Origin of the sequence: Serratia sp. BNK-23, assembly GCF_047456145.1 — a bacterium.
Classification (GTDB): domain Bacteria; phylum Pseudomonadota; class Gammaproteobacteria; order Enterobacterales; family Enterobacteriaceae; genus Serratia; species Serratia nematodiphila.
Map to the genome: position 1 here is coordinate 4,320,829 of NZ_CP179900.1, position 24,529 is coordinate 4,345,357.

General features: G+C 61.4%; 26 protein-coding genes and 3 tRNA genes. 8 read left to right on the forward strand and 21 right to left on the reverse strand.

The annotated features are described in order from the left end of the window. Positions 1–136: 136 nt before the first annotated feature. From ACMGF9_RS20540 to ACMGF9_RS20590, 11 genes are all read right to left on the reverse strand, one after another. The gene (locus ACMGF9_RS20540) at positions 137–1,414 is read right to left on the reverse strand and encodes a NupC/NupG family nucleoside CNT transporter (protein WP_414160388.1); all 1,278 of its coding nucleotides are present in this window, start codon (positions 1,412–1,414) and stop codon (positions 137–139) included. 183 nt (positions 1,415–1,597) lie between these two features. Continuing rightward, a complete protein-coding gene (locus ACMGF9_RS20545; RefSeq protein WP_414160389.1) occupies positions 1,598–2,380 on the reverse strand; it encodes a TatD family hydrolase in 783 nt (260 codons plus the stop codon). Further along, a complete protein-coding gene (locus ACMGF9_RS20550) occupies positions 2,377–3,495 on the reverse strand; it encodes a patatin family protein (protein ID WP_031300414.1) in 1,119 nt (372 codons plus the stop codon). The genes ACMGF9_RS20545 and ACMGF9_RS20550 overlap by 4 nt, the downstream gene beginning before the upstream one ends. Before the next feature lie 10 nt (positions 3,496–3,505). After that, complete coding sequence (locus ACMGF9_RS20555; RefSeq protein ID WP_004933086.1) at positions 3,506–3,691, reverse strand: CsbD family protein; 186 nt, start codon at positions 3,689–3,691, stop codon at positions 3,506–3,508. Between the two features lie 68 nt (positions 3,692–3,759). After that, positions 3,760–3,921, reverse strand: coding sequence for a DUF1328 domain-containing protein (locus tag ACMGF9_RS20560; RefSeq protein WP_004933089.1), 162 nt, complete (start codon positions 3,919–3,921; stop codon positions 3,760–3,762). 161 nt (positions 3,922–4,082) lie between these two features. Beyond that, on the reverse strand, positions 4,083–4,697 hold the full coding sequence (gene osmY, locus ACMGF9_RS20565) for a molecular chaperone OsmY (protein WP_004933091.1): 615 nt from the start codon (positions 4,695–4,697) through the stop codon (positions 4,083–4,085). Positions 4,698–5,212: 515 nt separating this feature from the next. Continuing rightward, positions 5,213–6,802, reverse strand: coding sequence for a peptide chain release factor 3 (gene prfC, locus ACMGF9_RS20570; protein WP_004933094.1), 1,590 nt, complete (start codon positions 6,800–6,802; stop codon positions 5,213–5,215). A gap of 146 nt (positions 6,803–6,948) precedes the next feature. Then, positions 6,949–8,214, reverse strand: coding sequence for a type II toxin-antitoxin system HipA family toxin (locus ACMGF9_RS20575; RefSeq protein ID WP_075684815.1), 1,266 nt, complete (start codon positions 8,212–8,214; stop codon positions 6,949–6,951). Between the two features lie 3 nt (positions 8,215–8,217). Continuing rightward, on the reverse strand, positions 8,218–8,523 hold the full coding sequence (locus ACMGF9_RS20580) for a helix-turn-helix domain-containing protein (protein ID WP_019454983.1): 306 nt from the start codon (positions 8,521–8,523) through the stop codon (positions 8,218–8,220). A gap of 155 nt (positions 8,524–8,678) precedes the next feature. Then, positions 8,679–9,122: a ribosomal protein S18-alanine N-acetyltransferase gene (gene rimI / locus ACMGF9_RS20585; protein WP_004933100.1), complete on the reverse strand. Its 444-nt coding sequence runs from the start codon at positions 9,120–9,122 to the stop codon at positions 8,679–8,681. Further along, a complete protein-coding gene (locus ACMGF9_RS20590) occupies positions 9,067–9,504 on the reverse strand; it encodes a DNA polymerase III subunit psi (protein WP_021505387.1) in 438 nt (145 codons plus the stop codon). Before ACMGF9_RS20590 ends, rimI begins: the two co-directional genes overlap by 56 nt. Before the next feature lie 146 nt (positions 9,505–9,650). On the opposite strand from ACMGF9_RS20590, the gene rsmC reads away from it, so the two are divergent. After that, positions 9,651–10,691 carry a 16S rRNA (guanine(1207)-N(2))-methyltransferase RsmC gene (gene rsmC / locus ACMGF9_RS20595; RefSeq protein WP_049187941.1) on the forward strand — a complete coding sequence of 347 codons (1,041 nt, stop codon included), beginning with the start codon at positions 9,651–9,653 and terminating at the stop codon, positions 10,689–10,691. Positions 10,692–10,742: 51 nt separating this feature from the next. On the opposite strand, the gene ACMGF9_RS20600 is transcribed toward rsmC, so the two are convergent. Next, the gene (locus tag ACMGF9_RS20600) at positions 10,743–11,735 is read right to left on the reverse strand and encodes an aldo/keto reductase (RefSeq protein ID WP_021505389.1); all 993 of its coding nucleotides are present in this window, start codon (positions 11,733–11,735) and stop codon (positions 10,743–10,745) included. A gap of 118 nt (positions 11,736–11,853) precedes the next feature. On the opposite strand from ACMGF9_RS20600, the gene ACMGF9_RS20605 reads away from it, so the two are divergent. The 4 genes from ACMGF9_RS20605 (at position 11,854) to ACMGF9_RS20620 (ending at position 13,209) form a co-directional block, all read left to right on the forward strand. After that, positions 11,854–12,798 (forward strand): LysR family transcriptional regulator, encoded by a 945-nt coding sequence (locus tag ACMGF9_RS20605; RefSeq protein ID WP_118892461.1) that lies wholly within the window; start codon positions 11,854–11,856, stop codon positions 12,796–12,798. Between the two features lie 72 nt (positions 12,799–12,870). Then, positions 12,871–12,957, forward strand: a tRNA-Leu gene (locus ACMGF9_RS20610). A 36-nt stretch (positions 12,958–12,993) separates the two neighbouring features. Next, positions 12,994–13,080 (forward strand) — tRNA-Leu (locus tag ACMGF9_RS20615). Between the two features lie 42 nt (positions 13,081–13,122). Next, positions 13,123–13,209, forward strand: a tRNA-Leu gene (locus ACMGF9_RS20620). 89 nt (positions 13,210–13,298) lie between these two features. Here ACMGF9_RS20620 and ACMGF9_RS20625 read toward each other — a convergent pair. Then, a complete protein-coding gene (locus ACMGF9_RS20625) occupies positions 13,299–13,583 on the reverse strand; it encodes a DUF1435 domain-containing protein (protein WP_004933115.1) in 285 nt (94 codons plus the stop codon). Positions 13,584–13,842: 259 nt separating this feature from the next. Between ACMGF9_RS20625 and ACMGF9_RS20630 the strand changes: the two genes are divergently transcribed. Further along, positions 13,843–14,922, forward strand: coding sequence for a GGDEF domain-containing protein (locus tag ACMGF9_RS20630; RefSeq protein WP_015376552.1), 1,080 nt, complete (start codon positions 13,843–13,845; stop codon positions 14,920–14,922). Between the two features lie 37 nt (positions 14,923–14,959). Here the strand turns inward: ACMGF9_RS20630 and ACMGF9_RS20635 are convergent, their stop codons facing one another. Then, on the reverse strand, positions 14,960–15,556 hold the full coding sequence (locus tag ACMGF9_RS20635; protein WP_261438449.1) for a TetR/AcrR family transcriptional regulator: 597 nt from the start codon (positions 15,554–15,556) through the stop codon (positions 14,960–14,962). Between the two features lie 137 nt (positions 15,557–15,693). On the opposite strand from ACMGF9_RS20635, the gene ACMGF9_RS20640 reads away from it, so the two are divergent. Beyond that, the gene (locus tag ACMGF9_RS20640; RefSeq protein WP_261438448.1) at positions 15,694–16,890 is read left to right on the forward strand and encodes an MFS transporter; all 1,197 of its coding nucleotides are present in this window, start codon (positions 15,694–15,696) and stop codon (positions 16,888–16,890) included. A gap of 10 nt (positions 16,891–16,900) precedes the next feature. Here ACMGF9_RS20640 and ACMGF9_RS20645 read toward each other — a convergent pair whose 3' ends face one another. Next, entirely contained in the window at positions 16,901–17,812 is a 912-nt protein-coding gene (locus tag ACMGF9_RS20645; RefSeq protein ID WP_075684792.1) for a LysR family transcriptional regulator, read from the reverse strand. 108 nt (positions 17,813–17,920) lie between these two features. On the opposite strand from ACMGF9_RS20645, the gene ACMGF9_RS20650 reads away from it, so the two are divergent. After that, entirely contained in the window at positions 17,921–19,123 is a 1,203-nt protein-coding gene (locus ACMGF9_RS20650) for an MFS transporter (protein WP_015376548.1), read from the forward strand. A gap of 1 nt (position 19,124) precedes the next feature. Here the strand turns inward: ACMGF9_RS20650 and fucP are convergent, their stop codons facing one another. The 6 genes from fucP to ACMGF9_RS20680 are packed head-to-tail and all read right to left on the reverse strand — an operon-like array spanning position 19,125 to position 24,520. Further along, positions 19,125–20,354 carry an L-fucose:H+ symporter permease gene (gene fucP / locus ACMGF9_RS20655; protein WP_160125726.1) on the reverse strand — a complete coding sequence of 410 codons (1,230 nt, stop codon included), beginning with the start codon at positions 20,352–20,354 and terminating at the stop codon, positions 19,125–19,127. 40 nt (positions 20,355–20,394) lie between these two features. After that, entirely contained in the window at positions 20,395–20,754 is a 360-nt protein-coding gene (locus tag ACMGF9_RS20660) for an L-rhamnose mutarotase (RefSeq protein ID WP_414160390.1), read from the reverse strand. Beyond that, the gene (locus ACMGF9_RS20665) at positions 20,751–21,527 is read right to left on the reverse strand and encodes an SDR family oxidoreductase (protein WP_015376546.1); all 777 of its coding nucleotides are present in this window, start codon (positions 21,525–21,527) and stop codon (positions 20,751–20,753) included. The genes ACMGF9_RS20660 and ACMGF9_RS20665 overlap by 4 nt, the downstream gene beginning before the upstream one ends. After that, positions 21,505–22,368 (reverse strand): amidohydrolase family protein, encoded by an 864-nt coding sequence (locus tag ACMGF9_RS20670; RefSeq protein WP_021505395.1) that lies wholly within the window; start codon positions 22,366–22,368, stop codon positions 21,505–21,507. Before ACMGF9_RS20670 ends, ACMGF9_RS20665 begins: the two co-directional genes overlap by 23 nt. 14 nt (positions 22,369–22,382) lie before the next feature. Continuing rightward, complete coding sequence (locus tag ACMGF9_RS20675) at positions 22,383–23,660, reverse strand: L-fuconate dehydratase (protein ID WP_414160391.1); 1,278 nt, start codon at positions 23,658–23,660, stop codon at positions 22,383–22,385. 14 nt (positions 23,661–23,674) lie between these two features. Continuing rightward, positions 23,675–24,520 carry a fumarylacetoacetate hydrolase family protein gene (locus tag ACMGF9_RS20680; RefSeq protein WP_044029744.1) on the reverse strand — a complete coding sequence of 282 codons (846 nt, stop codon included), beginning with the start codon at positions 24,518–24,520 and terminating at the stop codon, positions 23,675–23,677. Positions 24,521–24,529 lie beyond the last annotated feature (9 nt).

Genomic DNA, 24,529 nt, shown 5'->3' on the forward strand with positions numbered 1-24,529 from the left:
TCACAAAATAACGCGATATCGTTCACAAATTCGCTAAAGAAGCGGCTGAAGATCGCGGATGCGGCAAGCACCCGCGTTGCTTAGAGTATAGGCGGAGTCCCGCGATCGGTCGCGCCGTCGCGGGCTCCGTGATGGCTTACAGCGCCAGGAAGAAGCCGGCGATGGTGGCACTCATCAGGTTGGACAGCGTGCCCGCCGCCACGGCCTTCAGACCGAAGCGCGCGATGTCGTGGCGACGGTTGGGCGCCATGCTGCCCAGACCACCCAGCAAGATCGCCACCGAGGAGAGGTTGGCGAAGCCGCACAGCGCAAAGGAGATGATCGCCTTGGTGTGCGTCGTCAGCACCTGCAGGCCTTCCGCCGCCACTACGTCATCCGGGCGCAGATAGGCGCCGAAGTTCATGTAGGCGACGAATTCGTTGACGATGATCTTCTGGCCGATGAACGAACCGGCGGTCATCGCCTCGCTCCACGGCACGCCGATCAGGAAAGCGATCGGCGAGAACACCCAGCCGAGGATCAGTTCAAGCGACAGCTGGGGATAATCGAACCAGCCGCCGATACCGCCGAGAATACCGTTAAGCAAGGCGATCAGCGCGATAAACGCCAGCAGCATCGCACCGACGTTCAGCGCCAGCTGCATGCCGGAAGCCGCGCCGGAAGCCGCCGCGTCGATCACGTTGGCCGGACGATCCTCTTCGGCGATCAGCTTCATCGCATCGTCTTTATCGTGGGTCTGCTCGGTTTCCGGCACCATCAGCTTGGCGAACAGCAGCCCGCCCGGCGCGGCCATGAAGGACGCGGCTATCAGATATTCCAGCGGCACGCCCATCTGCGCGTACCCCGCCAACACCGAACCGGCTACCGAGGCCAGGCCGCCGCACATCACGGCGAACAGTTCTGACTGGCTCATGGTGGCGATATAGGGGCGTACCACCAGCGGCGCTTCGGTCTGGCCGACGAAAATGTTGGCGGTCGCCGACAGCGATTCGGTGCGCGAGGTGCCCAGCAACTTGTGCAGGCCGCCGCCCAACACGCGGATCACCAACTGCATGATGCCGAGGTAGTACAGCACCGCAATCAGCGAGGAGAAGAACACGATCACCGGCAGGACGCGCAGCGCGAATACGAAGCCGCCGCCGCCGAACACCTCGAACATCTTGTCGGACACCAGCCCGCCGAAGATGAACGAAATGCCCTGATTGCCGTAGGCGATAACGTTTGCCACGCCGTTAGACATACTGCCGAGGATGCTGCGGCCCAGCGGCACGTACAGCACCAGCGCGCCGATGCCGACCTGAATGATGAACGCCCACACCACGGTGCGCAATTTGATGGCCCGACGGTTGCTGGAGAGCAGCACCGCAATGGCGATCAGCACCGCCATACCGACCAGACTCATGATGAGTTGCATGCAAAGTTTCCCTGTTGCAAAAAATAAAATACATCCCTGCTCATGAAGAGAGGTCTGCTATTGGAGAGTTTCGGGGGGATTATACTGAGCGAGGTCACCCTCGCACCGATTTATGTCACAAATGTATACAACGAGACGCAAATGAAAATCTTATAACGTGACGCAAGTCACGTTATAAGCTCGTCAATCCAGCATGGCAAACAGTGACTGGGTATTGCGTTGCAGATGGGCGGCGATCTCGTCGGCCGGTTCCGGCCGCAGCTCGCACAGCGTGTGAAACACCTCGGCGGCACGCTCGGGGCGATTCGGCTGCCCCTGATAGCCGGCCAGCGGCATGTCCGGCGCATCCGTCTCCAGCAGCAGCGCTTCAAGCGGCAGCTGCGCCATCACGCCGCGCGTTTTCTGCGCCCGCTCATAGGTGATGGTGCCGCCCACGCCGATGTAATAGCCGAGGCGGATAAACGCCTGCGCCTGCGACAGGCTGCCGGCGAAGCCGTGCACCACGCCGCGACGCGGCAGCTGCATGCGCCGCAGCGCCGCGGCCAGCTGATCGTGGGTACGCCGCGAGTGCAGGATCACCGGCAGGTCATGCTGTTTCGCCAGCCTCAGTTGGGCCAGCAGCACGCTTTGCTGGCGCTCGAACTGCGGGTTGTCCATATACAGATCGAGCCCGATCTCCCCCACCGCCACCAGCTTGCGCGGCCGTTCGGCCAACAGCGCCGCCAGCTGTTCCAGCTGCGGCTCATGATGCTGCGCGATATACAGCGGGTGCAGCCCCAGCGCGGCGAACAGCGGCGCGTGATCCTGCGCCAGCCGCAGCACCCGCGCGAAGCGATCGGCGGTGACCGTCGGGACGATGATGCGCTGCACGCCGGCGCTTGCCGCCCGCGTCAGGCTCTCGGCCTCATGTCCGGTAAAGGGCGGGAAATCGAAATGGCAGTGGGTGTCGGTAAAGGCGTAGCTCACAGCGCGCCCCCTTCACCCGGCGGCAGATCGCCCGGCAGGATGATTTTCGGCGCCGCCACCGCAGCCTCCGGCTGCGCCGTGAGATCGGGCGACATGGCGATGTCGGTCACGATCGGCGAAGGCATTCTGACGTTCTCCGGCTGGATCAGGCGGCGCGACAACGATTTTTGCACCTTGATACCGTCCGGTTCCTGCTGCGCCATCCACTGGCCGACGGTGGCCAGGAAGTAGCGGCCGCAGCGGCGCCCCAGGTGATAATCCTGATTGAGCGCCCCCAGTCGGCTGCCCAGCGCATTGCTGGCCAGCGGCTTAGGCGGGAAGATCTCGAAGATGCGCAGCTTGCCCGGCGGTTTCTCAATAAAGCGCTGGATGCGGTGATAGCTTTGCTCATGATGCTGCAGGATGCGCACCATCTGCTGCAGGCTGCTGTCGCTCAGCCAGTGCTCCATGCGCTTCATCCACTGTGGGGTGTAGTACATTTGCGAAGGCACGGTGCGGATCACCACGATGGTGTCGGCGCCGCGGCGGTAGGCCTCTTCCACTGGGATCGCATCGCTGATGCCGCCGTCCTGATAGCTGACGCCGTCCAACTCCACGCCCTGACGGTAAAAGCCGGGAATGGCGCTGGACGCCTTGATGGCCGGCAGCCAGCGTTCGCGCTGCGCCGGCAGATAGGCCGGTTCGAAATCGTCGCTGCGGCAGGCGCACAGCAGGAATTCGCGCCCGTCGATAAAATGCTGTTCCGCCACGTCCATCGCCAGCGGCATCTGCGCCGCCGCCGTATCAACCAGCCAATCGAGATCGATCAGATGCCCGCCGCGCACGAAACGCAGCGGATTGAAGAACTGGGCCGAGGTGGTGTAACGGGTGATCACCCGGCGCGCGTAGCCCATCTGCCCACAGATGTAGGCAGACAGATTCTGAGCGCCGGCCGATGTGCCGATCAGCAGATCGAAAGGGTTAAAGCCCGCGCGCTGGAACTCGTCCAGCACGCCGGCGGTGAAAATGCCGCGCTGGCCGCCGCCTTCGCAGACCAACGCCATTTTTCCTGGTCGAAAAGGTTTAGACGCCAGCGGTTCTATATTGCCGAGCGTGATGGGTATTCTGTATCCCAACTTGGCATCCTCAGTGAGACGTTTTCTCCGAGGATACCGCGTCTCGCTCTCTTCCGTAATCCTCTTGCAGCACGCCGACGAGGAAATCATTGCTGCCGGCCAACCAGGCACCATCGCTGCCGGACCATTCGGCCCACGCCTGCCATACCTGACCTTTCAGCTGTTTCCAGCGCCCGACGATGATGTCGCTGTTCATGGCCGGCCCTCCCCGAGGTGAGAAAAGGAATTAAGCTTTGTTACAGTTTGCAGGAAAATGCCGGCCGGCTAAGGGCGCCGACGGCCGGTGAACAGGCTGACCAGGAACAGGATGATGCCGACAACGAACACGACTTTGGCGGCCCAGGCGGCGGTGCCCGCCAGCGAACCGAACCCCAGTGCCGCAGCGATAAGCGCGATGACTAAAAAGATAATGCCCCAACGAAACATAAGCTTCTCCTTACCATTGTGAAAAAATTCGCTGCCGTCTACCGCCCCGACAACGGGACATCGACGGCAAATCAGTTTCTTTTTTTGGTGGTACACGTCGGGCCGCCTTCACGGCCCGACAGATGCGGCTTGTGGTTACTTGTTACGGGCGCCTGGCGGGATTACGGCTTGACCACCAGGTCGTTTTTCACGCTTTTCACGCCGTCGATAGCCTTGGCGATGCTTTCGGCACGCTCAGACTGCGCCTGCGTTTTCACCTCACCGGAAAGCTGCACCACGCCATCGGTGGTTTCCACTTTCACATTGCGCGACGGCACGATGTCATCGGCCAGCAGCTTGGCTTTCAGCTCGCTGGTGGTGGCGGTGTCGCCGGCATACGATTTGATCGACTGGTTGGCTTCATCTTTCACGTGCAGCTTGTCGCTGACGGTTTTGACGCCTTCCACCTTACCGGCAACCGCAACCGCATGCTCCGCCTGCGCCTGGCTGCCGACAAACCCGCTCAGGATCACGGTGCCTTTTTCGGTTTTCACCGAAATGTCAGTGCTTTTGATGGTTTTATCGTCCACCAACGCACTTTTAACTTTAGCCGTTATCGCGCTGTCATCCATGTAACCGTCAACTTTTTTCATGGAGCTATCGATTTTGGCACCGGCACTGTCCGCGGCGTTAGACGCCTTGTTGAGCAGACTGTCTTCGGCCAGCGCAGTGCCGCTCACCAAAGCAGAACCCAAAACAACAGCCATCAGCGAGTGTGCAAATTTGGTCTTTTTCATCGATCTCTTCCTTTTGTTGGGGGCCCCAGCGCCAGAGCGCCGGAACCCTTCAGCCGCCTTCACGCGGCCTCTCGGTAAATACTTCATCATCGCTATACGATTAAGCGTTCACGACAGGAATATTGCAACCGCCGTGCCAACTCCATAAACACCTTAAAAATCAAACAAAAAAAGCATTGAGTCGGATTTTTAATCAAAAAACTGTCGCCTATTGACGACAGACTAAGTGACACGAAACGGTAAAACAGTCATCTCATTGATATTTAAGGAAACAGACTGTCTCCTATCGGCAACACATCAGAATAACTCACCAAACAATCAGCGTATTACAGTGATTTACTCTCAAGCAATGTGCGGACATCTCGTTAAAGATAGACCATGCGGCGGAAAACGCAGGCCTAACGAACGCTGCCTGGCGATATCGGTTTGCGGCATAAAAGGTGAGGAAGTTTTATTAATTAGCGGAGTGAGGATGAGGGAGGTTGGCAGGGCGCACCGGGCGCCCTGCCGATTGATCAGTGTTCGCGGGTTTTGCGGAAGGTCACGTCAGGATAGCGTTCCTGCGTCAGGTTGAGGTTCACCATGGTCGGCGCGATGTAGGACAGGTTGTCCCCACCGTCCAGCGCCAGGTTGATCTCGTTCTTGCGCTTGAACTCTTCGAACTTCTTCACGTCGTCGCACTCGACCCAGCGCGCGGTCGACACGTTGACCGACTCATACAGCGCTTCCACGTTGTACTCGCTCTTCAAGCGCGCCACCACCACGTCGAACTGCAGCACGCCGACCGCGCCGACGATCAGATCGTTGTTGGCGATCGGGCGGAACACCTGCACCGCGCCCTCTTCGGACAGCTGCACCAGCCCCTTCAGCAGCTGTTTCTGCTTCAGCGGATCGCGCAGGCGAATGCGACGGAACAGTTCCGGCGCGAAGTTCGGGATGCCGGTGAACTTCATGTCTTCACCCTGGGTGAAGGTATCGCCGATCTGGATGGTGCCATGGTTGTGCAGACCGATGATGTCGCCCGGGTAGGCTTCTTCCACGTGCGAACGGTCGCCGGCCATAAAGGTCAGCGCATCGGAGATCACCACGTCTTTGCCGGTGCGCACCTGGCGCAGCTTCATGCCCTTCTCATAACGGCCGGACACCACACGCATAAAGGCCACGCGGTCGCGGTGCTTCGGATCCATGTTGGCCTGGATCTTGAACACGAAGCCGGTGAATTTCTCTTCCGCCGCCGTCACTTCGCGGGTGTCGGTTTTGCGCGGCATCGGCGCCGGCGCCCAGGCCACCAGGCCGTCCAGCATATGATCCACGCCGAAGTTGCCGAGTGCGGTACCGAAGAACACCGGCGTCAGCTCGCCGCTCAGGAAAGCTTCCTGATCGAACTCGTGAGAAGCGCCCTGCACCAGCTCCAGCTCATCGCGCAGCTGCGCCGCCAGATCTTCGCCCACCGCCGCATCCAGCTCTGGGTTGTTCAGGCCCTTGACGATGCGCACTTCCTGAATGGTGTGGCCTTTACCGGTCTGGTACAGGTAGGTTTCATCCTTGTACAGGTGGTAAACGCCCTTGAACAGCTTGCCGCAGCCGATCGGCCAGGTGATGGGCGAGCAGGCGATCTTCAGTTCGCGCTCAACTTCATCCATCACTTCCATCGGATCGCGGATGTCGCGGTCCAGCTTGTTCATGAAGGTCAGGATCGGCGTGTCGCGCAGGCGGGTGACTTCCATCAGCTTGCGGGTGCGATCCTCTACGCCCTTGGCGGCGTCGATCACCATCAGACAGCAGTCGACCGCGGTCAGGGTGCGATACGTATCTTCGGAGAAGTCTTCGTGCCCCGGGGTATCCAGCAGGTTGACCAGGCTGTCACGGTACGGGAACTGCATCACCGAGGTGGTGATCGAGATCCCGCGCTGCTTTTCCATTTCCATCCAGTCGGATTTGGCGTGCTGGCTGGAGCCGCGGCCTTTTACCGTACCGGCGGTCTGGATCGCCTGTCCGAACAGCAGCACTTTTTCGGTAATGGTGGTTTTACCGGCATCGGGGTGCGAGATGATGGCGAAAGTTCTTCTTTTGGAGACTTCGCGGGCAAATTCACTAGGAGACATGGTTTTCAGGTTCTACGGTTAGTCCGCCCTGCGACATCATCAGAACGCGCCGATCGCGGCGCCGGGCAAAGCGGTGAATAAAAGATAACAGCCGGGCATTTTCGCCGATTTGCCAACCGGTGACAATCAATGGATCCGATTTCCCGCTAACACAGGCGGAAATCGGGGGACAAGGCGGCCCAATGCCGACGCAATACCGATTTGTGATCGTCCGCCATCGGCAGGTCCGCCAACAATGCCGGCCACAAAGCTCGCGCCTTGTCGATGGCATCCAAGAGATGCACCCGTATTGCGGGCCAGGGAATATCGACTCGATCGGACCAGCGCTCGAAGGTTCGCATTGAGATCCTATCCCAGCGTTTTTCCTTCGCCATATTGAGCGCAACCTCAGACTCACCAGGGATATAAGCCAATGTAGTGACGATGTCATAAGCGGGAGCAAGCCGCACATCGGCCTGGTTTGGATAGATCATGGACCAATTTTTTACGTGAGCATCGCCATTGGCGAGCAGAATATTCGCCAACAGACGGCGCGCCATTTGCTGCGTATCCGCTAAAGATTCACTGCCAAACTCATAGAGATAAGCCGCTATCTGATCGTAATTTTTGCCGCGGTATTTGTCGTGTGGATAGATCTCGAATATCTGGGCAAAATCTTCTGTATGCACTCGCCCACTTTCACTGCGGTCAAAACGACGAATGGCATACGCATAGGGTTCATCCGCCAAGCGAATATCAGGCAAGTGTTCAAGCCGTGTCAGCTCAACCAGCTCAATATCAGGAATATCCACGCCGATGGCTTGCGCCAAACGCATTGCCGTATATTCATTTTCAGGGAGATGACGATGAACGGTTGAAGGCGTTTTAATGATCCAGCTATCAGCGCCCACCTGAGAAGAAATGTTGAAGCGGCCCTCTTTGCGCACAGAGGAAAATTTCATTTGTACCCCTGCCAGAGAAAATTTCTGCGCCGCCACTCCAACATCAATTTGCACGGCTTCCAGCTCTCCGCGCGACGTTAACGCCCAAGCGGGGATATCACTGGCGGCCAGCGGCCGTGCTTCAAGCGCTCCCGGCAAGTTTTCCCCGGCCCAGGCAAGTAAAGGAAACTCCTCATTCACATGGGTTTTCAACGACTGGGCCAACCAACTGCGCAGTGCGCCTTCGGGCAATAAATTGGATAAGACGGGCGGAAGGCGCTGCGATGACTGTAAAACTTGCTCAAGATACCCTGCGTGCGCCTTCTGCCTTAGCGTAAACAGGGGACGAACAGGCTCCGGCAAAGCGAGGTAGTGCGGATCAAACGTCAGGATGTTTCTGCCGCCGCTGTAGTGCGCCAGCACGCCCACCCGCAGCCCATGCAATATCAAGGCTAACGCCTGCACCGATTCAACCTGTCGCCGCCCTTTCATTCGCTAGTCCTCGAGATCTTTCAGTTTTTCTTCGAAATTCTGTAAGTTACTCACTTCTGGTGCATGACTCACTGTCTGTTGCAGCAAGCACTCCACATCACGGACAGACCTTTTCGGCACGATAACATATTCCAAATCCATCGCCGCCAATATCCGTAGCAGCGTGCTCATCCGCATATCGCTGCCCGATTCAACACGCTGATATTGCTGTTGAGTCATGCCAATCTTCATCAAAAAGTCTTTTTGGCTCCAGCCCAACTCAATGCGCTTTTCTTTCAGCAACGCTGATATTTCTGATAATTTTCTCATCCCCACCTCCAAACAACGCATTGATTGTTTCCTCAACAATAAACAACAAATTAGTTGTCGTCACAGCGAAAAACAACTTGTTTGATGTAAATTAATCAGGAAACAACTTTTCAGTTGTTAAAGGGGAGGAAAACAATCAATAGGATGTTTTTAGATTACGCCAGCGGCAGCGCCATCACGATCGCGTCTTCGCGGCCGTGGGCGCTCGGGTAATAATTGCGGCGCACGGTGACTTCGTTGAAACCGAGATCTTCATACAGCGCGATCGCCGCCTGGTTGGAGGCGCGCACCTCCAGCCACAGCGTGACCACGCCGCGGCTCTCCAGCTGTTCGATCAACGCGTTGAGCAACAGGCGGCCAAAACCCCGGCGCTGGTGCTGCGGATGAATGGCGATGTTGAACAGCGTGGCTTCGTCCAGCACGATTTGCGTGATGGCGAATCCCGCCATCTCCCCGTCGGCGCTCAGCTTCAGGTTAAGGTAGCGATCGCCCTGATTGCTGGCGAAGGTGGTTTCCGTCCAGGGAAAGGCGTGGCTGGCTTGCTCAATGGTGAAGGCTGTGGCCAGGTCGGCCGCCGTCAGGGTAGAAATCGTGTTCATGATGACAAATCTGCTGCCAGAGGGCGCGTTTGGCCCCCGCGTCTTGGGAAAGCTCGGCCAGCGCCGGGCTGTGTAGCTGCGCGCCGGCGACCGCGAGCGGTTCCGTCACGCCCAGCCGCCAACTGTTGCATGTGGTCTCTTCAGGCAGCATCGCCGCCTGTTCCGGCGTCAGGCTGTAGGTTTGCGCCGGCGTCAGCCCCAGGCTGCGCAGCACGTCGCAAAACAGCGGATCGTCGGGTGCGGGCAGCGTCTGCGCGACCACCAGCAGGCGCGCCTCGGGCGGCAGACTGACCGCCACTTCGCCCTGCAACACGCCCGGGCGGCGCAATGTCCACTGCGTAATACCCAGTTGTTGTAACAGCCAGTCGCGTTTTGATGCCATGCCGATTCCTACCCGTTGTGGTGCGCCATGCCTGCCATGCGCCGCGCTATGCTAACAAACCCGCGCAGCCCGCGCCAACAAACCCGTCGAACATATCGCCACAAAGCTCTATAATCCCCGGTCTCATTTCCAGGAGCCAATATCTGATGTCTGCATTAACCCCCGCCAGTGAAGTCATACTGCGCCACAGTGATGAATTTATCGAACGCCGCGTGCTGTTTGCCGGCGACCTGCAGGACAGCCTGCCGGCCCAATTCGAGGCCGCGGACGTGCGCGTCCACACTCAGCAATACCATCACTGGCAGTTACTGAACCGGACGATGGGCGATAACGTGCAGTTCGGTTTGACCGTCGATCCCGCTTTCGTCGCCGACTGCGACACGCTGGTTTACTACTGGCCGAAGAGCAAGCAGGAAGCGCAATTCCAGCTGTGCAACCTGCTGGCGCTGCTGCCGGTGGGCGCGGACGTGTTCGTGGTCGGTGAAAACCGCAGCGGCGTGCGCAGCGCCGAGCCAACGCTGGAAGGCCACGTTGCGCTGGTGAAAATCGACAGCGCGCGCCGCTGCGGCCTGTATCACGGCCGCCTGGACGCGCAGACCGAGTTCGACCTGAACGAGTGGTGGGACAGCTATCAGCTGCACGATCTGGAAGTGAAAACGCTGCCGGGCGTGTTCAGCCGCGACGGTCTGGACGTCGGCAGCTCGCTGCTGCTGTCGACGCTGGAAAAACACATGAAAGGCAAGGTGCTGGACATCGGCTGCGGCGCCGGCGTGATGGCCTCGGTGATGGCCAAGCTGTCGCCGAAGGTGAAACTGACCCTCAGCGACGTCAATGCCGCCGCGGTGGAATCCAGCCGCGCGACGCTGGCCGCCAACGGCATCGAAGGGGAAGTGATCGTCAGCAACGTTTACTCCGACATCACCGGCCGTTTCGACATGATCATCTCCAACCCGCCGTTCCACGACGGGCTGCAGACCAGCCTGACCGCCGCCGAAACGCTGATCCGCGGCGCGGTGAAGCACTTGCCGATCGGCGGCCAACTGCGCATTGTCGCCAACGCCTTCCTGCCCTACCCGGACATTCTGGACGCCACCTTCGGCAGCCACGAAGTGCTGGCGCAGAACGGCCGCTTCAAGGTGTACCAGGCGACCGTCGGCCGTCCGCCGCGCGCGCCGAAGAAGAAATAATTCGCCGTTGGCGGAAAACGACAGAGCGCGGCCTGCAGGCCGCGCTTTTTTTTAACCGTTGATGTAGGTCATCGACTCCGCGCCGTAGCGATCGCCGGCCGCCGCGCTCAGCGGAAACACCGCTTCTATCGCCGCCAGTTCAGCCGCGCTCAGCGCGATCTCCGCCGCAGCGACGTTCTCTTCCAGATAGCGACGGCGTTTGGTGCCGGGGATCGGCACAATGTGTTCGCCCTGCGCCAATACCCAGGCCAGCGCCAACTGAGAAGGCTTGACGCCCTTCTGCGCCGCCAGCTCGCTCACCTTCTCCACCAGCGCCAGGTTGCGGGCGAAGTTTTCCCCCTGGAAGCGCGGGTTACTGCGGCGGAAATCGTCCTCGGCCAGATCCTCCGGCCGCCGGATAGCGCCGGTGAGGAAACCGCGCCCTAACGGGCTGTAGGGCACAAAGCCGATGCCCAGGCGCTCGCAGGCCGCCAGCACGCCCTGCTCGGCGTCGCGCGTCCACAGCGAATACTCGGTCTGCAGCGCGGTGATCGGATGTACCTTGTGCGCCCGCTCCAGCGTGGCGACCGACGCCTCGCTCAGGCCGATGTGACGGATCTTGCCTTCGCGGATCAGATCCGCCATCGTGCCGACGACGTCTTCGATCGGCACTTGCGGATCGACCCGGTGCTGATAATAGAGATCGATCTCCTCCACGCCCAAGCGCCGCAGACTCCCCTCGACGGAGCGCCGGATATACTCGGGCCGGCTGCTGACGCCGCGCGCCGAAGGATCCGCCGGATCGCGCAGGATGCCGAACTTGGTGGCCAGGAACACCTGTTGCCGCTTGCCCCTGATCGCCTCCCCCACCAGCTCTTCGTTGGTGTGCGGCCCGTACATGTCGGCGGTGTCGAGCAGCGTGACGCCCAACTCCAGCGCCCGGTGCAGCGTGGCGATGGCCTCCTGCCGATCGGCGCCGGTGGAATAGAAGTCGCTCATGCCCATGCACCCCAGCCCCAGGGCGGAGACGACGGGACCGTTGGAACCGAGTTTACGTTGTTGCATTGTGCTGCCCTCATGCGGTGAATGGATAACGCAGCAAAGTCTGGTTGTTTACGCGACAAAGATAAATAATGCAGATTGCACATCACTGTTCAAAAATCACCAACAATCCGGAGTGGACATGGATCAGGTTCAAGCCATGCGCATTTTTACCCGCATCGTCGAACTGGGTAGCTTCAGCCGGGCGGCCGAACGCCTGCAGCTGCCGCGCGCCACGGTCAGCAACGCGCTGAAACGGCTGGAACAGCGGCTGGGCGTGCGCCTGCTGATCCGCACCACCCGCCAGGTGCAGGTGACCAGCGAAGGCAGTCTCTACTATCAACGCTGCGTACAGTTGCTGGGGGCGCTGGAGGAGGCGGACACGCTGTTCAGCCAGCATAAGCTGCAGCCGTCCGGCAAGGTGCGCATCGATATGCCCCATTCGCTGGCGCGCGAGGTGGTGATTCCGGCGCTGGACGACTTTTATCGGCGGTATCCCGACATCACGCTGGCGCTGGGCGCCAACGACACTCACGTCGATCTGTTGCGCGAAGGCGTGGACTGCGTGCTGCGCGCCTGGGAAACCGAAGACGACGGCCTGGCGGCGCGGCGCATCGCCCAGCTGCCGCAGGTCACCTGCGCCTCCCCCGCTTATCTGCAGGCCCACGGCACGCCGCTTGACATCGATAGCCTGGAGCCGCATCGCGCGGTGGGGTATTTTTCACTGGCCAGCAACCGCGATTACCCGCTGGAATTCTGCCGCGGCGGCAGGCTGGAACTGCGCGAACTGCCCGCCCGGCTCAGCGTCAGCGGCGCCGACGCCTACATCGCCGGCGCGCGCGCCGGCATGGGATTGATTCAGGCGGCGCGCTATTCGCTTGCCCCTTGGCTGGAACAGGGCGAACTGGTGGAAGTGCTGGCGGACACGCCGCCTCCGCCGATGCCGATTTACATCATGTATCCGCCCGGCCGTTTCCTGGCGCCGCGGGTCAGGGTGTTGATTGATTGGCTGATTTGGCTGTTTGACCAGCAGAAAAACGGTGATATGGCTGTTTTTCCAGCAAACGCCCGCAAAGCGGGGAAATAACTGTTGACGTGCCCGCCAAAATCTCTAGAATTCGCCTCCGTGGTAACGTTACTCCGGTAATGTTTCTGGTACGCGAAGGTGGCGGAATTGGTAGACGCGCTAGCTTCAGGTGTTAGTGTCCTTACGGACGTGAGGGTTCAAGTCCCTCTCTTCGCACCAAATAACCACATGATTTATATTGCACTCAGCATCGATGCGAAGGTGGCGGAATTGGTAGACGCGCTAGCTTCAGGTGTTAGTGTTCTTACGGACGTGAGGGTTCAAGTCCCTCTCTTCGCACCAAGCTGGCGACGTAATATAAATCAAAGCAACAACATCGACTGTGCGAAGGTGGCGGAATTGGTAGACGCGCTAGCTTCAGGTGTTAGTGTCCTTACGGACGTGAGGGTTCAAGTCCCTCTCTTCGCACCAATTGATGATCTCTCCAATAGTTCCTTCGAAAAAATCCCAACGCATTGATGATAAACACGCTTAAGCGTGGTTTTGCCGTTTCTGGCGTTTCACCCAAAGCTGAAGTTGAGGCTGACTGCCGCCAGGCCGCCCGCCAGCGCCATGCAGGAAGGCAACAGCAGATAGTGGCGCAGCCGGCTGTTGAACAGCATCACCAGCGTGGCCAACATCGCTATCACGATCAGGGTGCGCAACTGCAGCATATCCAGGTTGATCAAGGCCAGCAGCGGCATCAACGCACAAGGTAGCAAAACGCCCCAGGCGCTGGCCAGGCGATCCCCGAGGCACCAACTGACGCCCCACAGCCCGCACGCGGCAATCATGGCAGTGAGCATGACACCCCTCCTTAAGTGATAATGATAACCAATATCATATAACACTTTTTTGGCCGCTGCATCATTTTCACTGCGCTGACCAAACTCAGATGACACCAGCAGGAAAAAATGATAATTTGACATAAGAAAATTCCTAGTCCTGTTTGCATGATAATAATCACAATCCTCAACCATGCAATTCAAGTGGATATTCGCGCCAAAGGAATGCTTCTCAACCTTAATTATTCGACAGAACGACTTTGCAAAGAGTGACCTCCGTATGAACGCCCGTTCTTATCAGGAATTACTGAACAGCAAGCAGCGCCTGGCATTATTTCTTTTTTTGGTAATGAATGCCGCCTCTTCCGTATTTACATTATTGTTCCCTTTTAGGGATACGCCCGCATTTACCCTACCTTTATTATGTATACCGCTATTTTGTCTGGTAGCGGCGCTATTTTCCCTGCAAACGCCACGTAAATATTTGTGCAAACTCAACCTGTTCGCCAGCGTACTTGGCCTGCTCTGGGCCGCACATATTTACGTTAAAAGTCAATATTGCCTACCGAATAACCAAGATTTTTTATTAATTAGTTTGTTTAGCATCTTTTTTATCAGCGCTATTTCTCTGACGGATAACTTTACCGCCTTTTGTTTACACGCCGTACCTTCCGCAATGATGATCCTGGCTCTAGACGGCATGCATAATACCCTGCGGATATTATTCACCACGCTATTACCTATTATCGCTTTCTCCATTCATCACCTGATGTTGAAACGCAGTGAAATCTTTACCCACGCGCTGGTGGCCAACCTGTATAACGAGCGGGACAAATTCAATAATTTGAGCATGCTCGATCCCCTGACCGGCCTTTATAACCGACGTGGTCTGGAGAATAAGATCACTATGCTGCTGGAACCGCAAACCGGCCACCATTACGTGCTATTGCTGGATATCGACCACTTCAAGGTCTACAACGACAGCTACGGCCACGCCATGGGCGATCGGGCTTTGGTGCAGGTGGCGGTCGCCATCCGCGATGCGGTGCGTTCGCGCGATATCGTGGTGCGTTACGGCGGGGAAGAGTTTTTGGTGCTGCTGACCAACGTGCACGAAGGCTACGCGGCGCAGCTGGCCGAGCGGGTGCGCCAACGCGTGGCGGAACTGAACATCCCGCACGGCGCCAGCCCGCAGCACAGCGGCACGCTGACGCTTAGCGCCGGCATCTCCGCGCTGGAAAAACTGGACATCGAATCGGCGATAGGCGCAGCCGACGCCGCGCTCTATCTGGCGAAACACAGCGGCCGCAACAATATCCAGCTGGCGCAAAACGTCCAGCCCGTCGTCATTCACCCTTAAGCCGCCGCCGAAACGGCGCGGCGGCCGCCAGTAAAACTTAAGCAGAGGTGGAGCGCAGCCCGTTCAACAACAGGTTCAAACTGGCCAAGGCCTGCTCCAGCGCCACGTCTTTTTCCGGCTGATGGGCGACCCACAGCGCAGCATCCATCAGGCCGCCATTGATTAAATGCGCCAGCGCTTCCGGTTCGGCGGTAGCGATACGCCGCTGCGCCATCAACGCCTGTAAGGCCCCCGTCATCCAGGTGATGCAACCCAGCTTGCTGGCCTGCAGATAGTCGGCTCCCAGCACCGAGGGCGAATCACGCAACAGAATGCGCTGCGATTGCGGCTCCGTCATCATGATCAGATAACCGCGGCAACGCCCCGCGAAGGCCTCCCAGTCATCCGGCGTGCTCGCGGTAATGTCGGCCAGGCGCGCATCCATTTCGGCGTCGATTTCCTGCACGACGGCCAAAAACAATCCCTTCTTGTCGCCAAAATGGTGATAGAGCGCACCGCGCGTCATACCGGCTTGCGCAGTAAGCTCATCCATCACCGTCTCGGCATACCCCACGCCGCCGAACTGCTGACGGGCGGCCGCCACCAGCTTACGCCGGGTTTCTTCAATCATTTCTGCGCGCGCTTTACGTGCCATGGATTCACTCCCGTCTTGCCATTGATGACGTTATAATTGACATACGCCATGTATGTCAATTAACGTAACATACGTGGCGTATGTCAATGATGGGCATTGCGCGAATACCGAGCCGCCAACATTCAGGAACCCTATTCATGGCAAATCCTTATTTCACACTGTTCAGCGCACCGGGCAGCAAGGCGTTTTCCTCTGCCGGGTTGATCGCACGCCTGCCGATCTCAATGACCGGTATCGGCATCATCACCATGCTTTCGCAGGTACGCGGCTCCTATTGGCTGGCGGGTGCGGTGGCAGCGACATTCGCCTTTTCCATGGCGCTGCTCGCGCCGCAAATCGCACGCGCGGCGGACCGCTACGGCCAAAGTCACGTGCTGCCCTACGCCACCGGGGTCAGCGCACTCGCCCTGTTGCTGCTGCTGATCTGCACCCACTATCGGGCGCCGGACTGGACGCTGTTCGTCTTCGCCGCACTCGCGGGCGGCATGCCCAGCATCTCCGCAATGGTCAGAGCCCGCTGGAGCGAAATTTATCGCGGCACGCCGCAGCTGCACACGGCGTTTTCATTCGAGTCGGTGTTGGACGAAGTGGCCTTTATCGTCGGCCCGCCGATCGCCGTGGGGCTCAGCGTTGCGCTCTTCCCTGAGGCCGGCCCTCTGGCGGCCGCGCTGCTTCTGGTGGCGGGCGTTTCGGCATTCGCCTGGCAAAAAAGCACTCAGCCCCCGGTTTATCCCCGCAATAACCAGCGGCAGCGCGCCATCCTGGCCATGCCGTCGATGCAGATCCTGGTGCTGGCGCTGATCGCGCTGGGCACCATCGTCGGCACCGTGGACGTCATCAGCGTGGCCTTCGCCGAGCAGCAGGGGCAGCCGGCCGCCGCCAGCATCGTGCTGTCGGTTTACGCAGGCGGCTCCTGCCTCGCCGGGCTGATTTTCGGCGCAATAAAGCTGCCGTCCCCATTGCCTCGGCAGTTCTTATACGCCGCCTTCGCCACCGCACTCACCACGCTGCCGCTGCTGTGGGTGCACAATGTCTTAACGCTGGCGGCAGCGATGTTTGTCGCCGGACTGTTTTTCGCGCCGACCATGATCGTCGCCATGGGGTTAGTTGAACGCCTCGTGCCGCCTTCACGCTTGACGGAAGGATTGACCTGGATGGTGACCGGCCTGGGGGTTGGCGTGGCGCTCGGCGCCGCCTTGGCGGGGCTGGCGATCGATGCGGTGGGGATCAAGGCCGGCTTTGGCGTCACGCTCACGGCCGGCCTGGTCGTACTGCTGGTGGCGGCCGGCGGCTATCGCTTAATGCGGCGAACGCTGGCCGTGCAAGCGGCATGAACCGCTCGCGCTAGGCGCTTTCCCAAATCGCCTTGCCCTGCCAGCGCCGTTCGATCGCCGCCAGAAACAGTTTCACCTTGGGGGAGAGGTGGCGCCGGCTGGGATAGACGGCGCAGATCGGCGGCCCCGGGCGACAATAGCGCTCCAGCACCGGCACCAGCGTGCCGGCCGCAATCTGCTCGCCGACCAGAAACGCTCCTACCTGACACAGACCGGCCCCGGCGACGGCCGCATCACGCAATGCCTCGACGTTGTTGAAACGCATCCGGCCGCGCACCGGCTGTTCGTGCAGTTGACCGTTAACCCGATAGCGCCACGGCGCCGGCAACCCCTGATGGCTGAAGACCAGCGTCTCATGATCGCCCAACGCTTCCGGTTTCGCAGGCGTACCGTGCCGCGCCAGATAGTCTGGCGCCGCGCAGGTGATCAGGCGGTGCGGCGCGAGCACCCGCCGCACCAGTCGGCTGTCGTCGCTGCCGCCGACGCGGATCGCCACGTCGATGCCGTCGCGCACCAAATCGCTGTAATCGTCGGAGAAGCTGACGTCGGCGTCCACCTCCGGCCACTGCGCCAAAAATTCCCGCAGAATCGGCAGAATATGCAACCGCCCCAACGAGACCGGCACATCCAGCCGCAGCCGCCCGCGCGGGGTTTGCCGCCGCGTATTGAGTGCCGTTTCCGCCTCTTCGGCCTGCGACAGGATACGCTGCGCATACTCGTAAAACACCGCGCCGTCTTCGGTCAGGCTGACGCTGCGCGTGGTGCGCTGCAGCAGCCGGGTCGCCAATCGCGCCTCCAATCGGGTCACGCATTTGCCCGCCGCCGAACGGGAGATGCCCAGCCTCTCGGCCGCCAGCGTGAAGCTGCAGGCGTCGGCGACGCGAATGAATACCAGCAGGTCGGTCAGGTTATCCAACGGCATAGACGGTAAATTAGCCACGATTTGTCCCCAATGTTGCGCATTCAGGCCAGTTTATCAGCCATTTTGGCGCGGATACACTGAAGTTCTTCATCTGTTGGGAGAGTCATTATGAGTGCCTTACACGCCGACGGCGGCGCAAAAGCGTGGCTGGCCACCTTCACGGTCGGCCTGTCCACCTTTACCGTCGTCACCGCAGAAATGCTGCCCGTCGGGCTGCTGAGCCCGATCGTCAATACACTGAACGCGACGATCGGCCGCGCCGGGCTGCTGATTTCCCTGCCGGCTCTGTTCGCCGCGCTGTTCGCCCCGCTGGTGGTGCTGGGCGCCCGGCGCACGGACCGCCGCGGCCTGTTGGCGGGCTTTCTGCTGCTGCTGATCGCCGCTAACCTGCTGGCCGCCGCCGCCACCTCCCTGGCCCTGCTGTTCGCCGCGCGCATCCTGCTGGGTTTTTGCATCGGCGGTATCTGGGCCATCGCCGGCGGGCTGGCGGAACGCCTGGTGCCGCCGGCCTCAGTCGGATTGGCGCTGTCCGTCATCTTCGGCGGCGTAGCGGCGGCCTCGGTGTTCGGCGTGCCGCTCGGGGTATTCCTCGGCGAAGCGCTGGGCTGGCGCCTGGCGTTTCTGGCGGTCGCCGTTCTGGCGGCGCTGACCCTGCTGCTGCTGGTGTGCGTGCTGCCGCCGCTGCCGGTCACGCAGGCGATAAGCTGGAGGTCGTTCACCGCGCAGCGCGCGAATCGCCGGCTGCTGACCGGGCTGCTGCTGACGTTTTTGCTGGTCGCCGGTCACTTTATGGCTTACACCTTTGTCCGTCCGCTGCTGCAGACGGTCTCCGGTATCGAGAGCCGCTGGGTGGGGCCGCTGCTGTTCGCCTACGGCGTCGCCGGCCTCGTCGGGAATTTCATCGCCGGCCAGGCCGCCGCCAAACGGCTGCGCCGCACCCTGGCGCTGATCGCCCTCGGGCTGGCGCTCGCCGTCCTGCTGCTGCCGCTGCTGGGCCACGCGCCGCTGAGCGGCGGCGCCTTCCTGCTGCTGTGGGGCATCGCCTACGGTGGCGTTTCCGTTGCGCTGATGGCGTGGATGCTCAAGGCGGCGCCCGATGCGGCCGAGGTCGCCTCTTCGCTGTATATCGCGCTGTTTAACCTGGCGATTTCCTGCGGTTCACTGGTGGGCGGGCTGGTGGTGGATGCCGGCGGCCTGACGATAAACGGCGCGCTGTCCGGCCTGGTGCTGCTGCTGGCGTTGGCCATCCTGATGGGAACCCGGCGGCAGATGCCAAAAGCGGCGGCGAAGGCCGATTCGCCGCCGGGGTGAATCAGGCGCGGCGCTGCCGCAGGCCGTAAACCAGCACCACCGCGAAGCACAGCAGCGGTAGCAGATAAGAGAGCGCGGTGCTGTAACGGTCGGCCAGCGCCCCCATAAAGTAAGGCATGATGGCGCCGCCGACGATCGCCATGATCATAAAGGAGCTGGCGCGCTTGGTGTGCTTGCCCAGATTTTTCACCCCCAGGGCGAAAATGGTCGGGAACATGATCGACATAAAGAAGAACACCGCGATCAGCGCTACCACCGATACGCCGTCGACGCTCAGCATCACCACGCCGCACAGCGCGATGTTGATCAGCGCATAGGCCGCCAGCAGCGTCGCCGGTTTGACTCGCCCCATCAGCCAGGTGCTGAAGAAGCGCCCGACCATAAAGCAGATCATGGCGATCGACAGCAGGTAAGAGGCGTTCTGGTTAGACACCTCGCGCCAGTGCTCGGTGGCGTAGTTGATGAAGAACGCCCCCACGCCCACCTGCGCCGCCACGTAGAAGAACTGTGTGATAACCCCGCCGACGAAATGCTGATGCTGCCACAATCCCTGCGCTATCACGCCGTGCACCGGTTTTTCCTCTTCGCGGATCGCCGGCAGCCGGGTGCGGCTGAACAACAGCGCGATCAGCAACACCAGCGCGGCGATCGCCACATAGGTCATCTTCACCGCGCTCTGATCGCCGTCGCCGGCGGACTGGCTGGCGGAGAAGAACAGCGTGCCGCCGATCAGCGGGCCGATAAACTGCCCGAGGCCGTTGAACGACTGCGCCAGGTTGAGCCGCCGTTCGGCGCCCTGCGCGTCGCCCAGCACTGTGGCGTAAGGGTTGGCCGCCGTTTCCAGGCAGCCCAGGCCGCTGGCGATAACGAACAACGCAAACAGGAACACGCCGAAGCTGTTGGCCGACGCCGCCGGCACGAACAGCAGCGCCCCCAGCGCGTACAGGCACAGCCCGACCAGAATGCCCGCCTTATAACCCTTGCGATCCATAAAGTACCCGGCGGGCAGCGCCACCAGGAAATAGGCGCCGAAGTAGGCCGCCTGCAGCAGCCCCGACTGCGCCTTGGTGACGTGCAACGTCTCCTGAAAATGTTTGTTTAATACGTCCAGCAGGCCGTAGGACAGCCCCCACATGAAGAACAGGCTGGTGACCAGGATAAAGGCCCAGCGCAGATTGGCGGTCACGGGGACGCCCGGCTGCGCGGAGGCCGCACTTTTTTCAGCAAGCATGGTGATACCCTCGTATCGTCTGGCGATGATGATGTTGGCGTTATTGCTGTTGCAGAGAGAAAATCCGCGCCATTTCCACCCATTTTTCGCCCTGCGGCGTCCAGGGGGTGGCGGCCTGGTAGTGCCACATCAGCGCTTCCCATCGCTGTACTTCGGGGTTGTTCAGGCTGGCGGCGTCAAAGCGCGCGGCGTCGAAATCGGCGCTGACCTCCACGATCATGAACAGCCGGGTGCCCAACCGGTAAATTTCCATGTCCAGAATGCCGTGCTCGCGAAAATGCGCGGCGATGCCCGGCCAAATGCGCTGATGATGCTGCTGGTACTCCGCAATCAGCGCCGGTGAGTCAATCAGATCGAGCGCCTGGCAGAAACGGCGCCGCCCTGCCGCCGCGCCGCTCACGTCAGCGCCCGATCGAGATGCAGGTAGCCGCCGTCCACCGACAGCCATTGCCCGGTGGTGTGCGATGACCGCGACGACAGCAGAAACGCCACGGTGTCGGCTATCTCCTGCGGCGTGGTCATGCGCTGCCCGAGCGGGATGCGCGCGGTGATTTTATCCATCTGCCGCTGCGGCTCGGCGAAGGTGTTGAGCCAGCGCTGGTACTGCGGGGTGATCACCTCCGCCGGCACCACCGCGTTCACCCGCACCCCCTCATGGCGCAGCGATACCGCCCATTCGCGCGTCAGCGCCAGCACCGCGCCCTTGGCGGCGGTGTAACCGCTGGTGCCCCCCTGGCCGCTGAGCGCGGTCTTGGAGGCGATGTTGACGATGGCGCCCCGGCTCTCCCGCAGCGCCGCCTGGCACAGGTGCGCCATCAGGTAGTAGTGCACCAGGTTCTTTTCCAGCGAGCCGACGAACGCCTCGCGCCCCGCCTCCAGCCCGACGCCGTCATTGACCCCGGCGTTATTCACCAGCCCGTCGATGCGGCCGAAGGTCGCCAGCGTATGGCTGACCGCCCGGCGGCAGGCCGCCTCGTCGCACAATTCGGTGAGGATCACCTCGGTGCGCGGCTGCAGCCGCTGCAAATCGGCCAGCAGCGCCGCCTCCGGCGCGGCGTTAGTGACCAGCACCGGGATCGCCCCTTCCTCGGCCAGCACATGAGAAATCGCCGCGCCAATGCCGGAACCGCCGCCGGTAACCAACACCACCTTATCTTGCAGATACAGATCCATAACCAGACTCCGTTAAACCGTAAATTCGCCAGGCGGTGCCGCCCCAAATCGCCGCCTGCTCGGCGGCCCCCAGCGTCGACAGCGCCTGTTCGCACAGTTGCACCACCTGGCGGTAGTCGCCGGCCAGCAGGCACACCGGCCAGTCGGAGCCGAACATCAGCCGCTGCGGGCCGAAAGCCTCCAGCGCGGCGTCGAAGAACGGCAGCAGCTCCTCCGCCCGCCACCGGCCGCCCGGCGCCTCGGTGATCAGCCCCGAGAGCTTGCAGGCCACGTGCGGCAGCGCCGCCAGCGGCCGGATTTGCTGCGCCCAGTGCCGCGCGCCGCGGGCGATGTCCGGCTTGCCGAGGTGATCCAGCACCAGCCAGTGCTCGTCATGGCGGGCGGCGAACGCCGCCGCGGCCGCCAGATCCCGGTGCGTCACCAGGATCTCGTACACATACCCGGCGCGCTGCAGCGTTTGCATGCCGCGTTCCACCTCCGGCCGCGCCAACCAGGCCGCCGGATCCGCTTCGTCCTGCACCTGATGGCGCACCCCGCGCAGCGCGCGATAAGGCCGCAAAGTTTCCAGACGCTGCGCCAGCTGTGGCGAAGCGATATCCAGCCAGCCCACCACACCGCATACGCCCTCGCTCCGCTCAGCCAGCGCCAGCAAGGCCAGCGTCTCTTCCTCGCTGGGGCGCGCCTGCACCGCCAGCGCGCTGTCGAAACCGTGTTCCTGCAACAGCGGCCGCAGCCGGGGCGGATCGAAATCCTGCCGCAGCACGCGCATCCGCTCGTCGATCCACGGGTAATGCTGCGGGTGGTAGCGCCAGTAGTGCTGGTGAGCGTCGATGCGCGGCATGCGATCCCCCCGCTTCACCCGCGGAACCGGTATTGCTCGATCGACGCCGGATGCATCTCGATCGAGTAACCGGGCCGGCTCGGCGGCATGTAGGCCGCGCCGTTGATCACGCAGGGATCGACAAAGTGCTCATGCAAATGATCGACGTACTCGATCACCCGGCCCTCGTGGGTGCCGGCGATGCACAGGTAGTCGATCATCGACAGGTGCTGCACGTATTCGCACAGCCCGACGCCGCCGGCGTGCGGGCAGACCGGCAGCTGGTATTTGGCCGCCATCAGCATCACCGCCAGCACTTCGTTGACGCCGCCGAGGCGACAGGCGTCGATCTGCACCACGTCCACCGCGCCGCGCATGATGAACTGCTTGAACATGATGCGGTTCTGGCACATCTCGCCGGTAGCCACCTTGACCGGCGCCACCCCTTCGCGGATGCGGCGATGCCCTTCCACGTCGTCCGGGCTGGTCGGCTCTTCGATAAACCAGGGCTTGGCGAACGCCAGATGTTTCACCCACGGAATGGCTTCATCCACCTCCCACACCTGGTTGGCGTCGATCATCAGCCGGCGATCCGGGCCGATCACCTCACGCGCGATGCGCACCCGGCGAATGTCGTCTTCCAGATCGCGCCCAACCTTCAGCTTCAGGTAGGAGAAACCGGCGTCGACCGCCTCCTGGCACAGGCGGCGCAGCTTGTCGTCCGGATAACCCAACCACCCTGCCGAAGTGGTGTAGCAGGGATACCCTTCCTGCAGCAGTCGTTCCAGGCGGCGTTCTTTGCCCTCGGCCCGCTGCTGGAGCAGCGCCAGCGCCTCCTGCGGCGTGATGCAGTCGGTGATGTAACGGAAGTCGATGCAGCGCACCAGCTCCTCCGGCGTCATCTCCGCCACCAGCCGCCACACCGGTTTGCCGACCGATTTGGCCCACAGATCCCACACCGCGTTGACCACCGCGCCGGTCGCCAGGTGAATAGCGCCTTTGTCCGGCCCGATCCAGCGCAGCTGGCTGTCGCTGGTGAAGCGCCGCCAGAAGGCGCCCATGTCAGCGGCGATATCCTCCAGCCGCTCGCCGACGATCTGATACTCCAGCGCGCGGATCGCCGCGCAGCAGATCTCGTTGCCGCGCCCGATGGTGAACGTCAGCCCGTGGCCGCTGAGATCCGCGCGATCGGTCTCCAGGATCACGTAGGCGGCGGAATAGTCGGGATCCGGATTCATGGCGTCGGATCCGTCCAGCCCCAGCGACGTGGGGAAACGAATGTCTTCAACCCGCAGTGCGGTAATGGTGGTCATGGCGGCGCTCCCGGTTAAGCCTGTACGGTTTGCTGGCGCTGTTCGCCCAGCCCTTCGATGCCCAGACGCATCGTCTGGCCCGCCCGCAGGTAGATGGGCTGCGGTTTCTGCCCCATGCCGACGCCCGGCGGCGTGCCGGTGGAGATCACGTCGCCCGGCTGCAGGCTCATAAAGCGGCTGAGGTAGCTGACGATCTGCGGAATGCGGAAGATCATGGTGCTGGTGTTGCCGTCCTGATAGCGCTTGCCGTCCACCTCCAGCCACAGGTTCAGGCTGTGCGGATCGGCGATCTCGTCGGCGGTTACCAGCCAGGGCCCGATCGGCCCGAAGGTGTCGCAGCCTTTGCCCTTGTCCCAGGTGCCGCCGCGCTCAATTTGATATTCGCGTTCTGAGACGTCGTTGATCACGCAATAACCGGCGACGTGGCGCATCGCGTCCGTTTCGCTGATGTAGCGCCCGCCCAGGCCGATCACCACGCCCAGCTCCACTTCCCAGTCGGTTTTCTGCGAGCCGCGCGGGATCTCCACCCGGTCGTAGGGGCCGACCACCGCGCTGGTCCATTTGTTGAACACCACCGGTTCTTCAGGAATGGCCGCGCCGGTTTCCGCCGCGTGATCGGCGTAGTTCAGGCCGATGCAGATGAACTTGCCGATGCCGCCGACACAGGCGCCGAGGCGCGGCTGCCCCTCGACCAGCGGCAGCGCGGCGCTGTCCAGCGCGCGCAGTTTGGCGAGCGATGCCGGCAATAACGCGGCGCCGCCCACGTCGGCGATATGCTGCGACAGATCGCGCAGGCGACCTTGCGCATCCAACATGCCGGGGCGCTCTTGCCCGGGTTCCCCGTAACGTAAAAGTTTCATGCGTTCCTC